The organism is Pseudomonas sp. TH49 (assembly GCF_016650625.1).
GTDB classification, from domain to species: Bacteria; Pseudomonadota; Gammaproteobacteria; order Pseudomonadales; family Pseudomonadaceae; genus Aquipseudomonas; species Aquipseudomonas fluorescens_H.
This window is the reverse complement of sequence record NZ_JAEKFL010000001.1, coordinates 695,840-711,145: the sequence shown is the minus strand read 5'-3', so window position 1 is coordinate 711,145 and position 15,306 is coordinate 695,840. Positions and strand designations below refer to the sequence as shown.

General features: G+C 59.9%; 14 protein-coding genes and 1 other RNA gene. 5 read left to right on the top strand and 10 right to left on the bottom strand.

Features of this window, described 5'->3' with window-relative positions; all coding sequences use genetic code 11:
- Positions 1–89: 89 nt before the first annotated feature.
- The gene (locus tag JFU48_RS03385; protein ID WP_201135839.1) at positions 90–662 is read left to right on the top strand and encodes a GNAT family N-acetyltransferase; all 573 of its coding nucleotides are present in this window, start codon (positions 90–92) and stop codon (positions 660–662) included.
- A gap of 90 nt (positions 663–752) precedes the next feature.
- On the opposite strand, the gene JFU48_RS03380 is transcribed toward JFU48_RS03385, so the two are convergent.
- The 9 genes from JFU48_RS03380 to JFU48_RS03340 form a co-directional block, all read right to left on the bottom strand.
- The gene (locus tag JFU48_RS03380) at positions 753–2,159 is read right to left on the bottom strand and encodes a DUF2252 domain-containing protein (RefSeq protein ID WP_201135838.1); all 1,407 of its coding nucleotides are present in this window, start codon (positions 2,157–2,159) and stop codon (positions 753–755) included.
- A gap of 76 nt (positions 2,160–2,235) precedes the next feature.
- Entirely contained in the window at positions 2,236–2,682 is a 447-nt protein-coding gene (locus tag JFU48_RS03375) for a hypothetical protein (RefSeq protein ID WP_201135837.1), read from the bottom strand.
- A 160-nt stretch (positions 2,683–2,842) separates the two neighbouring features.
- Positions 2,843–3,232, bottom strand: a transfer-messenger RNA (tmRNA) gene (gene ssrA, locus JFU48_RS03370).
- Between the two features lie 97 nt (positions 3,233–3,329).
- On the bottom strand, positions 3,330–3,611 hold the full coding sequence (locus JFU48_RS03365; protein WP_003221493.1) for a hypothetical protein: 282 nt from the start codon (positions 3,609–3,611) through the stop codon (positions 3,330–3,332).
- Positions 3,612–3,740: 129 nt separating this feature from the next.
- A complete protein-coding gene (locus tag JFU48_RS03360; RefSeq protein WP_201135836.1) occupies positions 3,741–6,551 on the bottom strand; it encodes an FAD-binding and (Fe-S)-binding domain-containing protein in 2,811 nt (936 codons plus the stop codon).
- On the bottom strand, positions 6,548–7,219 hold the full coding sequence (locus JFU48_RS03355; RefSeq protein ID WP_201135835.1) for a LutC/YkgG family protein: 672 nt from the start codon (positions 7,217–7,219) through the stop codon (positions 6,548–6,550). Before JFU48_RS03355 ends, JFU48_RS03360 begins: the two co-directional genes overlap by 4 nt.
- Entirely contained in the window at positions 7,219–8,673 is a 1,455-nt protein-coding gene (locus tag JFU48_RS03350; RefSeq protein ID WP_201135834.1) for a LutB/LldF family L-lactate oxidation iron-sulfur protein, read from the bottom strand. Before JFU48_RS03350 ends, JFU48_RS03355 begins: the two co-directional genes overlap by 1 nt.
- Positions 8,670–9,494 carry a (Fe-S)-binding protein gene (locus tag JFU48_RS03345; RefSeq protein ID WP_201135833.1) on the bottom strand — a complete coding sequence of 275 codons (825 nt, stop codon included), beginning with the start codon at positions 9,492–9,494 and terminating at the stop codon, positions 8,670–8,672. Before JFU48_RS03345 ends, JFU48_RS03350 begins: the two co-directional genes overlap by 4 nt.
- Before the next feature lie 161 nt (positions 9,495–9,655).
- Positions 9,656–11,350, bottom strand: coding sequence for a lactate permease LctP family transporter (locus tag JFU48_RS03340; RefSeq protein ID WP_103484338.1), 1,695 nt, complete (start codon positions 11,348–11,350; stop codon positions 9,656–9,658).
- A gap of 261 nt (positions 11,351–11,611) precedes the next feature.
- Here JFU48_RS03340 and JFU48_RS03335 point away from each other — a divergent pair, with 261 nt between their 5' ends.
- The gene (locus tag JFU48_RS03335; protein WP_045122286.1) at positions 11,612–12,379 is read left to right on the top strand and encodes an FCD domain-containing protein; all 768 of its coding nucleotides are present in this window, start codon (positions 11,612–11,614) and stop codon (positions 12,377–12,379) included.
- Between the two features lie 144 nt (positions 12,380–12,523).
- Here JFU48_RS03335 and smpB read toward each other — a convergent pair whose 3' ends face one another.
- Positions 12,524–13,006 carry an SsrA-binding protein SmpB gene (gene smpB / locus JFU48_RS03330; RefSeq protein WP_003221505.1) on the bottom strand — a complete coding sequence of 161 codons (483 nt, stop codon included), beginning with the start codon at positions 13,004–13,006 and terminating at the stop codon, positions 12,524–12,526.
- Between the two features lie 119 nt (positions 13,007–13,125).
- On the opposite strand from smpB, the gene JFU48_RS03325 reads away from it, so the two are divergent.
- From JFU48_RS03325 to JFU48_RS03315, 3 genes are read left to right on the top strand one after another with little or no spacing between them, the layout of a single operon-like run.
- Positions 13,126–14,529: a sodium-dependent transporter gene (locus JFU48_RS03325; protein ID WP_047597942.1), complete on the top strand. Its 1,404-nt coding sequence runs from the start codon at positions 13,126–13,128 to the stop codon at positions 14,527–14,529.
- A gap of 7 nt (positions 14,530–14,536) precedes the next feature.
- Positions 14,537–14,971, top strand: a complete 435-nt coding sequence (locus tag JFU48_RS03320) for a type II toxin-antitoxin system RatA family toxin (protein ID WP_003221509.1) — start codon at positions 14,537–14,539, stop codon at positions 14,969–14,971.
- Positions 14,964–15,278, top strand: coding sequence for an RnfH family protein (locus JFU48_RS03315; protein ID WP_201135832.1), 315 nt, complete (start codon positions 14,964–14,966; stop codon positions 15,276–15,278). Before JFU48_RS03320 ends, JFU48_RS03315 begins: the two co-directional genes overlap by 8 nt.
- Positions 15,279–15,306 lie beyond the last annotated feature (28 nt).

Genomic DNA, 15,306 nt, shown 5'->3' with positions numbered 1-15,306 from the left:
AAACAAACCGCGCTGGCGTCCTGTAAATTTCTTTGGTTGAGTGCACAGGGTTATTGACTGCGGCATTTCCGGGATTGGAGGAACAAGCAATGGAATTTGCATTGACGGTAAATGGGTTGGCACTGTGTGTTCGGGCGCCGGACCCAGCGCTGGTCGCTCCGGTGCGGGAGGCGCTGAACGCCAGTTACCGCGAGCATGCGCCTTTTCTCGAGTGGGCGATCGAACATACCAGTGAGGAGCGAGCGCTGTCGTCCATGCTGCAAGCGCGGTATGACTTCGCCAGCGAGACCGGTGAGCGGCGCTTATTCATCGTGACTGAGGACGGACAAGCCATCGTTGGCTGCATCGGTCTGGTGCCGCGTCGACGCAAGCGCTACGTCGTCGGTTATTGGGCCAACAGCGCGTTTGCCGGCAAGGGCTACATGCGCGAAGTGCTCCAGCAATTGGTCAGGCGCCTGCCGGAGTTCACCTTTTACCTGACCACATCGTCGGCCAACACCCGCAGTCAGCGTCTGGCTGAAGCGGCGGGGTTTGCGCTGATCAGGGTTCACCCGCAGGCGCGGCAATCGCAGCAGCACGGCGTGCAGGACACTTGGGTGTATCGCTCCGGCAGCAAACGCCAGGCAAAAAAAAGCCCGCGGGAGAGCGCGGGCGAACCGTAGTTTCTTGAATGAGCGAGCGGACTGTACCGTGTTGATCGCACCGGAGCAGTGAAGAAAAATTCATCTCGGTGGCGGCGGCTCTGCAACGCTTCAGGGCAGATGATCCGCGGCGAAATCGGCTTCCGAACGCGCCGTCAGCCGGCCCTTGCGGCAGGCTTGCTGAAAGCGTTCAAAGTCGCGTTCGTTCTGCGCGGTGTAACTGCGTGCGTATTTGAACAGTGCGTCAGCCAAGGCATCGCCCTTGCCGATGTAACCACTGATCAGCGCCGCGTTGCCTGAGGCTTTGGCGTGCGCCCGGGCCAATGCGCGGCCACAGACCCGGGCATAGGCGGCGAAGGTTTCGGCGTCGAAGTTTTCCAGCTCGGCGGAGATCTTCATGTCGCGCAACTGCCGGACATAGAAAAACCGCCCGGTAGGGCCGGTGGTCCAGCCAAGAAACAGGTCGCTGGCCGATTGCATCAGGCGCTGACCCTCGACCACTCGCTGACCTTCATGACGCGTCCGGCATTTGGCTTTCACGTAATCGGCCAGCACCGAGCGCCGCGCTTCCTTGAATTGCAGGAACAGCGGCGATTCCCGTTCGTCAGTCAGCAGCGCCACGAGACAGCGGGTGCCAACACTGCCCACGCCGACCACTTTGAACGCCAGATCCTGCACCTGAAACCGTGAGAGCAACTCCCGGCGGTCAGCCTGCAGCGTGGTCCTATAATCGCGCATGAACGCTTCGGACAGCGGACGCCAGTCTGACAGCCGCAGCCAGTCATCATCGGCGTCGAGCAGCGTGGTGTTGTTGTGCAGGTGAAAGATTTCCGGCAAGTCGTCGCGAATGACCAGCCGCCCGTTGGCGTCGCGCTCGCTGATCTTCGGCAGCAACTCGGCGTGGGTGCGCCGTTCGGCTTTATCGACGGCACGCTGTACATGCTCCAGCGCACTCTTGCGCGCCTGATCGAGCAAGTCTTCGTACTTGATCGAGTCGTACCAGGTTTCCAGCGCACTCTGCTCGGCGCACTCAAGCATCGTCGCCTGATAGGCGCCCACCATCTGCCGGCACACCTCTTCCTGAACCGAATCACCATGGCGCAAATCACGGGTGGCGATCACAAAACTGGCCGCCAGACGCTTCAGATCCCACTCCCACGGCCCTGGGTGAGCCTCGTCGAAATCGTTGACGCTGAACAACAGATTGCGCTCGGGCGTGGCAAAACCGCCGAAATTCATCAAATGCGCGTCACCGCAGATTGGCCCAACCAGCCCCATGTTCTCTGTGCTCGACAGATCGTGTGCCTGCACCAATGCGTTGCCGCGAAAGAAGGCGAACGGCGACACCAGCATCCGTCCGTAACGCAACTCCACCAGTGAGGCGACGCGGCCCTGACTGGAAGCCTTGATCAGGGGGATCGGATCGCGGTTCATCTTTCCGGTGGTGGCGTGGGCGCTGCGAGAGCAATTCTTGCGGGCGTCCTTGCCTTGCTTCATGCGGGTTTGGAGGGTGGTCATGAGCGCTCGCTCTGGGAAGGGGCGCTGTGAGTGTAGAAGGGGATTTGGGGTTTATCTGGCGAGGCGTTGATGTCTGTCAGGGACTTTTTGTTGCCGGTTTTTTCGCGTCAACCGGGGCGTTGTCGGAAAGCCACAACGACAACGAATAACTGGCCACCGCCTGCCGCCGCGCCGCGTTGCGCATCAGATACACCTGAACCGTGTACTCGCCATCAACAGGCACCGCACCGGCAAAGTGATCGCCCATGAGCGAACCGTTGAACAGTGCTTCGTCGGCACCTTGCGCGGTGATATTGAAATAGGCGGACGTGTTGGATGATTTGAGATCGACAGTCAGTGTCTGACCGGCCTTGGCGACGAGTTTGTATTCGGCGGTTTGATAGCCCTTGATCTTCTGTTTGAACTGCACGCTGCCGACTTCGCTTTTGAACGTGACCTGTTGCACACGTGGGGGAGGTGCGTCTGCGGCGATGGCGGGCAGTGAAATCAACGAGGCCAGGGCGGCGGCGATCCAGGTGTTCATGGTGGGCAATCTCCGTGATATTGAAGCCTTAGCTTGGAGCATCCAGTCACTGTGACAGTCGGATCCGGCGGGAGTGCGGCTTGCGTTGGAGGTGGTGTTCCGGTTGGGGGAATGCCAGATGCGACAAAGCCCGCACAAGGCGGGCTTTGTCGTTGAGAGTTGGTGGAGCCGGGGGGATTTGAACCCCCGTCCGCCAGTGCTCCGCTGTCGGTACTACATGCGTAGCCGTGTCTATTAAGTTAACCCTCAGCGACCCGACGGGCAGGGTGCTTTGGGCGAGTTGTGTAAGTTTTAGCCGCTTCGTCCACAACGTACTGCACGGCGATTCTGTTCTATATGACAATCATTTCGGGTTTACAGACATCCCCTGATGATTGCTGGGCCCGAAGGCACCAGGAGTGCATGTCAGCTGCAATTAAGCAGCGAGAGCAGCACCGTATTGGTCGTCATTGGCAACTATAAGAAGTTGCAACAGTGGATTTACGACTTCTGTTACCAAGTCGGCATGCACCTAAAGTTTCGTCACCGGCGTCGAATCCTAATCGGCCCCGAACTCATTGCCTCGTACATCAGGTGAGGCAACAAGCCTGCGCAGTGTACGCCAATCGGCCCGGAAGGCCAACCCGAAGGTTGGCCTTCCGCGTTGATCAGCCTTTGCTGTCGTGACTCGCATTACGCAGCAACTGGATAGTTTGGGTGGTTTCTACAATACATTCCTTGCTGCTCTGGTCGGTATTCTGCGCATTCAACGCCTTGGCCTTTGCCAGACTGGCCTCTACCTGAGATCTGATATCCATCGTGGCGTACTGTGCCTTGGCGTTTTCGATGGTGTGGATATTCTCCGTGCATTCATCTTTAGTCGCAGCAAACGAGGTGGAAGCCAGCATCGAGGCAGTAACGAACAGACCTAACAGTACAGAACGTTTCATTTGTATCTCCTTGAACTGAGGGTTCCAGACTTCGCTGGCCGTCAGGACGGGCAACCGGATGGAGGAAAAGCCCCGTTTAATGGGGCTTGTTCAGTGGACTACGGCGCCGCGCAAGGGTTCTATTTTTCTTCAGCAGGCCTTGGCCCGGGTTACCCGATCCACCAGATAGACCAGTCCGTGATAATCGATGCCGCCGTGTTGCGTCAGGCCGATCTCGCAGGTGCGACTGGTGGAAATCCCCTCGCTGCAATGCTGCACCGCGTCCTTGAGGGTGCGCAGCGAATGGCTGTTCAGCTCCGGTGTGGTGAAGCCCTTGTCGCCGGCAAACCCGCAACAATGAATGCCTTCCGGGATCACTACGGTCTTGCTGCATTTGCGCGCCAGATCGATCAACGCCTGGCTTTCGCCCAGATGCTGTGTGCTGCAGGTCACGTGAACCGCAATCGGTGCTTCTTGCGGGGTGAACTCCAGACGATCGAGAAGATGCGTACGGATGAAGCGCACCGGGTCGTACAGATCCAGACGAACATCTCCTACGTCCTGCACCAAACGCAAGGTGCAGGGGCTGGTGTCGCAATAGATCGGATCAAGTCCGCCGCGACTGGCATGCAGAAGAGCACTGATCAGTTCCTGACGCTTGTGCTCAGCCTGTTCGGCGTAGCCCTTGGAGGCAAACGGCTGACCGCAGCAGAGGTTGTCCTGGTTGTCCGGGAAGACTACTTGGTAACCGGCCTTTTCCAGCAGGCCACGGGTCTTGTCGTACAGCGACATCTGCTCTTTGTCACCCGCCGCCGGGCCCATCACCCGTGATACGCAGGCCGCCAGATACACCACGCGCGGGCGCTCGTCCGAAACACTCGGGCTGAAGCGAATGGCTTTTTCCGGTTGCGGCATCGCATTGGTCCACAGCGGCACCTGGCCTTTGGACAAGCGCGTCAGCGTCGCCGAAAGCTTGGCCAGACGCGGTGCGCCGAGCAGCATCCGTGCGCCGTTGGCCACGTGCAGGGTGAAGCGTGCGCCTTGCAGGGTCTTGGCGAAATGTCCTTCGATCCAGTCAGCGGTTTTCTGATGCGTCGCGTTACGTGCACGAAGCTTTTTCACCAGTTCGCCGGTATTGATGCCTACAGGGCAACGCTGTGCGCACAACCCGGTTGCGGCGCAGGTCTCGATGCCTTGGTATTCGTAGGCTTGTTCCAGCTCGGTGGTGTCAACGCCGGCGCGTTTCTTCGCTTGAATGTCACGCCAGATCACGATGCGCTGACGCGGGCTGAGGGTCAGGCCTTTTGACGGGCAGACTGGTTCGCAGAAACCGCACTCGATGCATTTATCGACAATCTCGTCTGCGGCTGGCAACGGCTTGAGGTGTTTGAGGTGAATCTGCGGATCTTCGCTGAGCACCACGTCCGGGTTGAGGATGCCATTAGGGTCGAGCAGGCGTTTGAGTTGCCACATCAGTTGATAGGCGTCGCTGCCCCATTCCAGCTCAACGAACGGCGCCATGTTGCGCCCGGTGCCGTGTTCGGCCTTCAGCGAACCGCCGAACTCCACCGCCACCAGTTGCGCCACGTCGTCCATGAACGCCTGATAGCGTGCGACTTCTTCCGGACTGTTGAAGCCTTGGGTGAAGACGAAGTGCAGATTGCCTTCCAGTGCGTGTCCGAAAAGGATCGCTTCGTCGTAGGCATGTTTGTCGAACAGCGCGATCAGGCGATTGACGCCGATGGCCAGTTGCTCGACCGGGAAGGTCACATCTTCGATGATCACCGTGGTGCCGGTTTTGCGCACCGCGCCGACGGCAGGGAAGGTGTCCTTGCGGATCGCCCAGAGCTTGGCGTTCTCGGCCGGGTCTTCGGTGAAGTCGACCTGTTTTTCCACCGGGAAACTGGCCAGCGAAGCCGTGATCTGCGCCAGCTGTTCCTGCAGCAAAGTGGAAGAGGCGGCGCGGGATTCGATCAGCAGCGCGCAGGCATTGTTCGACAGGTGTTGTACGAAATCCGGCATGCCTGGTTTGTCCTGCACCGAACGCAGACTGCGTCGATCCAGCAGTTCCACCGCCGACACCGGCTGGCTTTTCAACACGGTGACCGCGTTGCAGCAGGTTTCCACGTCCGGGAACACGATCAGTGCCGAGGCCTTGTTCGGGTGGTCGATCACCGTGTCGTAGGTCACCGCACTGATGAAGCCGAGCGTGCCTTCGGAGCCGACCAGCAGGTGGCTCAAGATATCCACAGGTTCGTCGAAATCCACCAGGGCGTTGAGTGACAGGCCGGTGGTATTTTTCAGACGGTATTTGTGGCGAATTCTCGCCGCCAGTTCGGCATTGGCGCGGGTCTCACGGCCCAATGTCGCCAGGCGCTCCAGCAGATCGCCGTGGCTGGCGCGAAACGCGGCGACACTGGCGGCGTCTTCGGTATCGAGACGCGTGCCGTCGGCAAGAACCAGACGAATCCCGGCCAGGGTGTGATAGGTGTTTTGCGCGGTGCCGCAGCACATGCCGCTGGCGTTGTTGGCGACAATGCCGCCAATTTTGCAGGCGTTGATCGACGCCGGATCCGGGCCGATCTTGCGTCCGAACGGTGCCAGCCACGCGTTGGCCTGTGCGCCGATCACGCCAGGCTGCAGGCGGATTTGCAGGCCATGATCACGAATCTCGCGAGCGTTCCAGTTATCCCCCAGTACGATCAACACCGAATCGCTGATCGCCTGCCCGGACAAACTGGTGCCAGCGGCGCGGAAGGTCACCGGGACCTGATCGCGCTGGGCCAGCTTCAACAGCGCCACCACTTCGTCCTCGGACTCGACGCGGATCACCAGTTTGGGAATCAGCCGATAAAAACTGGCGTCGGTGCCGAAGGCCAATGTCGACAGCGGATCGTCGAAGCGGCGCTCCGCTGGAATCAGTTGCTGCGCATCGCGCAGGAAATTCACCGGAAGCGTCATTGGTCCTCCAGGATCAGCACCACAAGGTCTTTCGGGCCGTGGGCGCCGTAGGCCAGCACTTGTTCGATGTCGGCAGTTTTCGACGGGCCGGACACCAGCAGCGCGTTGGTCGGCATGCCTTGGGCCCACTCGAATTCCTGTTGCACTTGATAGAAGTTGTCGCGGATTTCGCTGGCCTTGAGCAGGGCGAAATGCACCGGCGGCACCAGACTCATCAGTCTCGGCTCTTCACGGGTTGGCCAAAGGATCAGGCTACCGGTCGCGGCGATGGCGCCGAGGGTGCCGGTGAGGCTGGCCGGGGTGTCGTTGAACAGCTCGGCTTTCCATTCTTCCATCGGCCGGTTGTAGGACTTCAGCGTCGGCAGATCAGGATTGTTCGCCCAGTGTTGTGAGATGCGCTGCCCGTGAGGTGTAGTCGGTGCGATCAACAGGCTTGGCAACTGACGGTCCCGCAGCAATTGCGCGAGCAGCGCCGGCCATTCTGCACCGGTAGTCAGATGGATTTCGGTGTGCACCGCTTCCATCAGTTTGCGCAGTTGCGGGATACGTTGCTCGGCGCTGTAGGTGTAAGGCTGCGTCACCAGATCGACGTCGAAGTCGTCGGGAATTGGTGTGGCGCCGGTCAGACTTTTCCGCAGTTTGGCGAGGATATTTTGCTTGGCGCTCATCAGCGGTCTCCCTGTTTGGCCAGATGTTCGCGGGCCATGTCGTGCAGTGAGCGGGCGGCGGGTTTGGGTGCGCTGTGGTTTTGCGTCCATGGGCCGATATTGCTCGGGGTCAGGGCGCGCAGACGCGTGGCGAAGAACCCGAACAACCGATACAGCGTCGGCGAGCTGTTGAGTTTCGCCCAGGCGTTCCAGATAAAGCGTTCCTTGCGCGAATATTTGCTGCCCTGGCCGCGCATCACTTGATGCGGGCTGTCTGGGGCTTTGACGTTCTCTTCGCGTAGGCGTCGCAGCAGAGCGGGGATCGGAATTTTTACCGGGCACACTTCACCGCAGGCACCGCACAACGACGAAGCGCTCGGATGATCCGGGACTTTCGCCAGACCGACCATGTGCGGAGTGATGATTTTGCCGATCGGTCCCGGGTAAACCTCGCCATAGGTGTGACCACCGACGCGGGTGTAGACCGGGCAATGGTTCATGCAGGCGCCGCAGCGGATGCAGTTCAGGGTCTGGCGCAGCTCGCTGTCGGCAAAGGCCTGACTGCGACCGTTGTCGAGCAGGACCAGGTGCACTTCCTGTGGGCCGTCGAGTTCATGTTCCTTGCGCGGGCCGGAGATCATGTTGACGTAAGTGGTGATCGGAATGCCCAGCGCCGAGCGGGTCAGCAGCGATAGCAGCGGCACCACGTCGCGCAGGTTTTCCACAACCTTTTCGATGCCGGTGACGGCGATGTGCACCGGCGGCACGGTGGTGGTCATGCGCCCGTTGCCTTCGTTTTCCACCAGCAGCAGGGTGCCGGTCTCGGCCACGGCGAAGTTGACGCCGGAAACGCCGATGTCCGCTTCGAAGAATTTCTGCCGCAGGACTCTGCGACCGATCTGAATGAGTTGGTCAACGTCCTTGGTGTACTCCACGCCAAGTTTGTCGTGGAACAAGGACGCGACCTGACCGGCATTCTTGTGGATCGCCGGCATAATGATGTGTGAAGGCTTCTCGTGGTCGAGCTGGACGATGTATTCCCCCATGTCGGACTCCAGGCATTCAACACCTTGAGCCTCGAGGAAATGGTTCATCTCCATCTCTTCGCTGACCATCGATTTGCCCTTGATCACTTGCCGCGCCTCGTGAGCGCGGATGATCGAAAGGACGATGCCATTGGCTTCGTCCACCGTTTCCGCCCAGTGCACTGTCACACCGTTGCGGGTCAGGTTCTGTTCCAGTTGCTCGAGCAGGTCGGGCAACTTGGAGAGCGCACGCGCCCTGATCGAGTTGCCCAGGGCGCGCAAGTGTTCTCTTTCGTGGGCATCGCTGAAAGCCGCTGCCCGCTTGGTCATCAGTGAATCCATCGCAGTGCGGAAGTTGTTCCGTAGCTGCTGATCGCCCAAGGCGTTGTGCGCCCGGGTGCGGAAGTCTTCTTCTACGGCGACCGTAGGAATAATCGCGGAGGTGCTCATTTCGCACCTCCGGTTCGTTGCCAGAGGAAGCTCGCCAGGTGTTGCCCGCGCAGTGCTTCCTGCTGTTTTTCCAGCGAGCCGTTGATGTTCATCAAGCAGCCGCAGTCGGCACTCAAGACCTGATGCGCGCCGGATTCCTTCAACGCTCGGGTCTTGTCAGCCACCATCGCGCCGGAAATGTCTGGCATACGGACGCTGAATGTCCCACCGAAGCCACAGCATTCGCTTTCATGGTCATGGTTGACCCGTTCCACATTGCTCAACTGCGCCAACAACTCGCGGCCGTGCAGGTGGGTGTTCATCTCGCGGCGTGCCGAACACGAGGTGTGCAGCGCGACTTTGACCGGTTCGCCGCTGTCCTTGAGCTGCACCTTGCAGACGAACAGCAGGAACTCGGCCAGCTCATAGGTGCGGGCCGCAAGGGCCTGCACCTGTTTCAAGGTTTCCGGCTCGTCCTTGAACAAGTCGGCGTAATGCTCGCGCAGCATGCCCGCGCAGGAACCCGATGGCACCACCACCGGATAATCCCCGGCAAACAGCGCCAGTTGCGAGCGCGCGACCGTCCGCGCCTGCTCGGTGTAACCCGAGGTGTAGGCCGGTTGCCCGCAGCAGCTCTGCCCCAGCGGGTACTCGACGCGGATGCCTTCGCGCTCCAGCAAGTGGATCGCGTCCATCCCGGCTTCGGGATAGAACAGGTCGACCACGCAGGTCCCGAACAGGTACACCCGCGACGGTTTCTCGCTGGGGTACTGCCGAGGTTCGGGCAGTGGCGGTGCAACGCGGGTGGCGTTGGGCGCAGCGTTGTAAAAAAGCTCGCTCATCAGGCGTGTCTCCGGGTGGGCCCGGTTATCCGTCTGTGGCGGCTGCTGAATATAGACAGCATTGCTTTCAGCAGCCTTACAGACCGGGTTGTGAATTGCTGACGCCGGAATCACCAGTCGGCGTCGGTTATTTCCGTGTTGCTTGTAGGCTTCTTCCAGCTTTAGTGCACCAGCATGCCGGTGAACCAGTAGGCCTGGGCCAGGGTAATCAGGCCGACAATCGTCGCAAAGAATAGGCTGTGCTTGAGGGTGAAGCGGAACAGATCCGATTCCTTGCCCACCAGGCCGGTCGCGGCGCAGGCCACGGCGATCGATTGTGGCGAGATCATTTTGCCGGTCACGCCGCCGCTGGTATTGGCGGCTACCAACAAGGTGTCATTGACGCCGATCTGGTGTGCGGTGGTCGCTTGCAGCGAACTGAACAGGGCGTTCGACGAAGTATCGGAGCCGGTCAGAAACACACCGAGCCAGCCGAGGAACGGTGAGAAGAACGGGAAGGCTGCGCCGGTCGCGGCCAATACCAGAGCCATGGTCGAAGACATGCCCGAGTAGTTGGTGACGAAGGCGAAGGCCAGCACCATACCGATCGACAGGATTGGCCAGCGCAGTTCGTAGAAGGTCTCCTTCAAAGTGGTCAGACCAGTTTTGAAGTTGATCTTCAGCACCAGCATCGAGACCAGCGCCGAGAAGAAAATTGCTGTACCGGTTGCGGAAATCGGATCGAGTTTGAACACCGCCGGAATCGCGGTCGGGGTGGCGACGATCGGCGCGGTCTTGATCACCAATTGATCAAGGTGCGGGATGGCGAAGTTGAATACCCAGGCGTACATCGATCCGCCGGCGGCGAACATGGCTTTGAAGGGTTTGAGGGTCCAGATGGTCACCAGCACGGTGAGGATCAGGAACGGCGACCACGCCTTGAAAATTTCCCCGAGGCTGTAAGGCGAAGCCACGGTGGTGCGCTTCTGGCCGAAACCGCCGACGCTGGCGGTAATCGCTGCGCTCGAGGTTGCACCGGCGATCTGTGCACCGGCGGTGCGTTTTGGTTGCCAGACTTTGAGGAACAAGGTCAGGGCGATCAGGCTGGCCAGGGCAGAGGTGATGTCCGGCAGTTCCGGGCCGATGAAGTTCGAGGTGAAGTACTGCGTCACGGCAAAGCTCAGGCCGGCAACCAGCGCAGCGGGCCAGGTTTCGCGCACGCCGCGCAGGCCGTCCATCATGAACACCAGCCAGAACGGCACGAACAGCGACAGCAGTGGCAGTTGGCGGCCGGTCATGGCGCCGATCTTGAACGCGTCGATGCCGGTCACCTGGCCGGCCACAATGATCGGAATTCCCAAGGCGCCGAATGCTACCGGCGCGGTATTGGCAATCAGGCACAGGCCGGCGGCGTACAGCGGGTTGAACCCGAGACCGACCAGCAGCGCAGCGGTAATCGCTACCGGCGCACCGAAACCGGCGGCACCTTCCAGGAATGCACCGAAGCAAAAACCGATCAGCAATACCTGCAGGCGCTGGTCGTCAGTGATCGACAGTACCGAACTGCGAATGACCTCGAACTGACCACTCTTGACCGTCAGTTTGTAGAGAAACACTGCCGCGACAATGATCCAGGCAATCGGCCACAAACCGTAGGCAAAGCCGTATCCAGCAGCGGCGAAGGCCATGTCGACCGGCATGTGGAAGGCGAAAATCGCCACGGCGATCGACAGGGCAAGCGTGATGCTGCCGGCCACATGCCCCTTGAGGCGGAACACCGCCAGAGCCAGAAAGAAGAAAACGATGGGGATGACGGCCGCGAGTGCGGAGACGCCGAGACTGCCGAGCGGGGTATAGAGCTGTTGCCAGGTTTGCATATGGGGTGGCCCCTAATTGTTGTTGGTCAGGCACTGTCAGCGTTCTTGGTTAATTGGTAATACCAATTTACAATCGCTGTTGGCTAGGGTAAAAGCCTTGATGTCGGTGTGTCAATTTGTCGCCCTGAAACTTTTGTCGAATAAGCGGTGCAGAGGGCATCTGATCCGGTCGGACGATTGCGCACTGACAGGTGTCGGCGCGGCGCCGATCAGCCAGAATAGAGAGCCCGGCGTGCGGTCGGGATCGTGGAGAGTTGAGTTATGGGGTTTGATCAGATTCGTCAGCGCCGTTTGTCTGACGATATTGTCGAGCGACTCGAGGGGATGATCCTCGAGGGCACGCTGAAGTCCGGTGAGCGGCTTCCGGCCGAGCGAACGTTGGCCGAGCAGTTCGGCGTATCGCGCCCGTCGCTGCGCGAAGCGATTCAGAAACTGGCGGCCAAGGGCTTGCTGGTCAGTCGCCAGGGTGGCGGTAACTACGTGGTGGATACGCTTGGCTCGACCTTCAGCGATCCCTTGCTATTGCTGCTTGAAAGCAACCCCGAAGCGCAGCGTGACTTGCTGGAATTTCGGCACACTCTGGAGGCATCGTGTGCCTATTACGCCGCATTGCGCGCCACGGATGTGGATCGTGAGCGTCTGACAGCAGCATTCAACGAGCTGCAGGATTGCTACACGCGACATGACGAAGTGAGCCGGGCGGAAGAGGGGGCGGCGGATGCGAAGTTTCATCTGGCGATCGCCGAAGCCAGCCACAACGCGGTGCTGCTGCACACCATCCGCGGGCTGTTCGATCTGCTCAAGCGCAACGTGGTGACCAATATTGGCGGCATGTACAAGCAACGCACGGAAACCCGCGACATGCTGATCGCTCAGCACCGGGAACTGTATCTGGCGATTATCGAGGGGCGTGCGGAGCAGGCGCGCGAGGTTTCCAGTCGGCACATTCTGTATGTGCAGGAAGTGCTGGAAGAGGTGCGGCAGGAGGTTCAGCGCATGGCCCGGGCGGAGCGGCGCAAGGGGATGTGACGGCAATTCAGTTGTGGCGAGGGGGCGTGCTATCGCTTGCTTGCGCAGCAGGCGCCCACAGCTCTCGCCATTGTCTGTAAAGCGGGGGCCGCTACGCGCCCCAGCGGGAGCAAGCTCCCTCGCCACAGTATCAGGCAGAAAAAATTATTCTTCTTTGCCCTTGTTGCGCACGGCGCGCTGCAGCTCACGACCGGCGTCGCGTTCGCGCTCGGTGTCACGCTTGTCGTATTCCTTCTTGCCCTTGCCCAGAGCGATCTCGCACTTGACCATGTGCTTGCTCCAGTAGAAGGACAGGCACACGCAGGCGTAGCCTTTCTGTTGCACGGCAGCGGCGAGTTTTTCCAGCTCGCGTTTGTTGAGCAGCAGTTTACGGGTGCGGGTCGGATCGGCGATGACGTGGGTGCTGGCGGTCATCAACGGTGTGATGTGACTGCCGAGCAACCAGGCTTCGCCGTCCTTGAGCAGGACGTAACTGTCGACCAGTTGCAGCTTGCTTGCCCGCAGACTTTTTACTTCCCAGCCGGCCAGGACCAGACCAGCCTCGAACCGATGTTCGATGAAGTAATCGTGTCGCGCCTTTTTGTTCTGCGCGATGGTCCCTGTTGGGTGTTTCTTCTGTTTAGCCATAGGGGCGGCATTATATGGAGATAAACGGTCCTCGGCTACGGTGATGCTGCGTGCTTGAGCAGGTTGAGTGAATCCCGGACAATGCGGCCTCTTTTTCTAACGCTTGGGCGTGATATTCGATGTCGACAGACAAGGTTTCTGTCCACGGCAGTTGGGCTAGCCGCTGGGTTTTCATATTCGCCGCGACCGGTTCGGCCGTGGGACTGGGCAGCATCTGGAAATTCCCCTACATGGTCGGGGTCTACGGTGGCGGCGCCTTCGTGCTGATGTTTCTGGCCTGCATCGCGTTGATCGGGATCCCGGTCATGCTGGCTGAGACCCTGATCGGCCGCCGCGCGCGGCAGAGTCCGGCGAACGCCCTGAAGGTGCTGGCGCTGGAAGCCGGGCACTCGGGCAAGTGGTCGTGGGGCGCATTTGCCGGGATGATCACGGCGCTGCTGATCCTGTCTTTCTATAGTGTGGTCGGCGGCTGGTCGCTGGATTACATCATCGACATGGGACGCGGGGACTTCCAGGGCGCTACGGCAGAGCAGGTCGGCGCTTATTTCGGTAATGTCATCTCCGATCCCTGGCGCCTGACACTTTGGCACACAGTTTTCATGCTGTTGTCGGCCGTGGTGATCGCCAAAGGCGTGGTTGCCGGGCTTGAACGCAGCCTGCGGATCATGATGCCGCTGCTGTTCGTGATGGTGCTGGTGCTGCTGGGTTACAGCATGACCACCGGGCATTTCATGGAAGGCGTGCATTTCATGTTCGATTTCCACCCGGAAAAAGTCCTCGACGGCTTGCTGCCCGCCATGGGGCATGCGTTCTTTTCCCTGAGCGTGGGCGTCGGTTCGATCATGATCTACGGCGCTTACATGACCAAGGAAGCCTCGCTGTCCGGCACCGTAGTCGGTGTCGCGCTGCTCGACACCTTCGTTTCGCTGGTGGCCGGTCTGGCATTGTTTCCGATTGTGTTCGCCGGCGGTTTGAACCCTAGCGAAGGCCCGGGCCTGATGTTCGTCAGTCTGCCATTTGCCTTCGGTAACGTGGTTTTCGGTCAGTTGATGGGCGTGGTGTTCTTTGTCCTGGTGGCAATTGCCGCCTGGAGTTCGGCGATTTCCCTGCTCGAACCGATGGTTGCCTATCTGGTTGAACGCACGAAAATCAGCCGTGGCTGGGTGACTTTCTGGCTGGCCTTCATCTGCTGGTTCGTTGGTCTGGGTACGGTTTTCTCCTTCAATATCTGGAAGGAAGCCAAATTTTTCGTGAACGATGGCGGGCTGTTCCATCTCTACCAATGGGGTGCGGCGGGCGGTCTGGACTTCTTCGGCGTGATCGATTTCTTCACCTCGCGGATCATGTTGCCGCTCGGTGGCCTGTGTTTTGTGCTGTTTGCCGGTTGGGTGATGGGGCGTGATGCGGTGCGCGACGAGTTGTCGATTCGTAACCCGGCGCTGTTTGCCCTGTCCTTGTTCTTGATGCGCTACGTGGCGCCTATCGGCATTCTTGTAGTGTTTGCCGCTCAGCTCTGGAAGTAACGCTTACATGACGACACATATTCAACGTTCGGCGTTGCTGCCATACCCGGCGCAATTCCTCTACGACCTGGTCAACGACGTCGCGCGTTACCCGGAATTCTTGCCATGGTGCTCGTCCGCCGAGGTGCTGGAAAGCTCGCCCGAGCACATGCGCGCCAGCGTTGGCGTGGCCAAGGGCGGTCTCAGTCAGCACTTCGTGACGCGCAATACGCTGGTGCCGGGGCAGTCGATCGAGATGAACCTGGAAGAAGGCCCGTTCAATCAGCTGCATGGCGTCTGGGTCTTCAAGGCGTTGAACGAGAAGGCCTGCAAGATCAGTCTCGACCTGTCTTTCGACTATGCCGGGCCGCTGGTGCGCGCGACACTCGGCCCGCTGTTCAATCAGGCGGCCAATACGCTGGTGGATGCTTTCTGCCAGCGTGCCAAGCAGATGCATGGTTGAGCCGGTGATCGAGATTGAAGTGGTGTATGCCGCCGTGGATCGTCAGGTTTTGCGCACTTTGAGCGTCCCTGAAGGGGCGACAGTGCGTGAGGCGGTGCTCAAGTCAGGTATCGGCGATGAATTTCCAGAGCTGGACCTGAACGAATGTCCGCTGGGGATCTTCGGCAAGGTGGTGGCTGACCCACAGGTTCGCTTGATTCAGGCGGGGGATCGCATCGAGATCTACCGGCCGTTACTGGCGGATCCGAAAGAGGTTCGGCGCTTGCGGGCGGCCAAGGCTGCCGAAGCCAAGGCGCGAAATCAGTAGGACGAGCAAATCGCAGGCAATAAAAAAC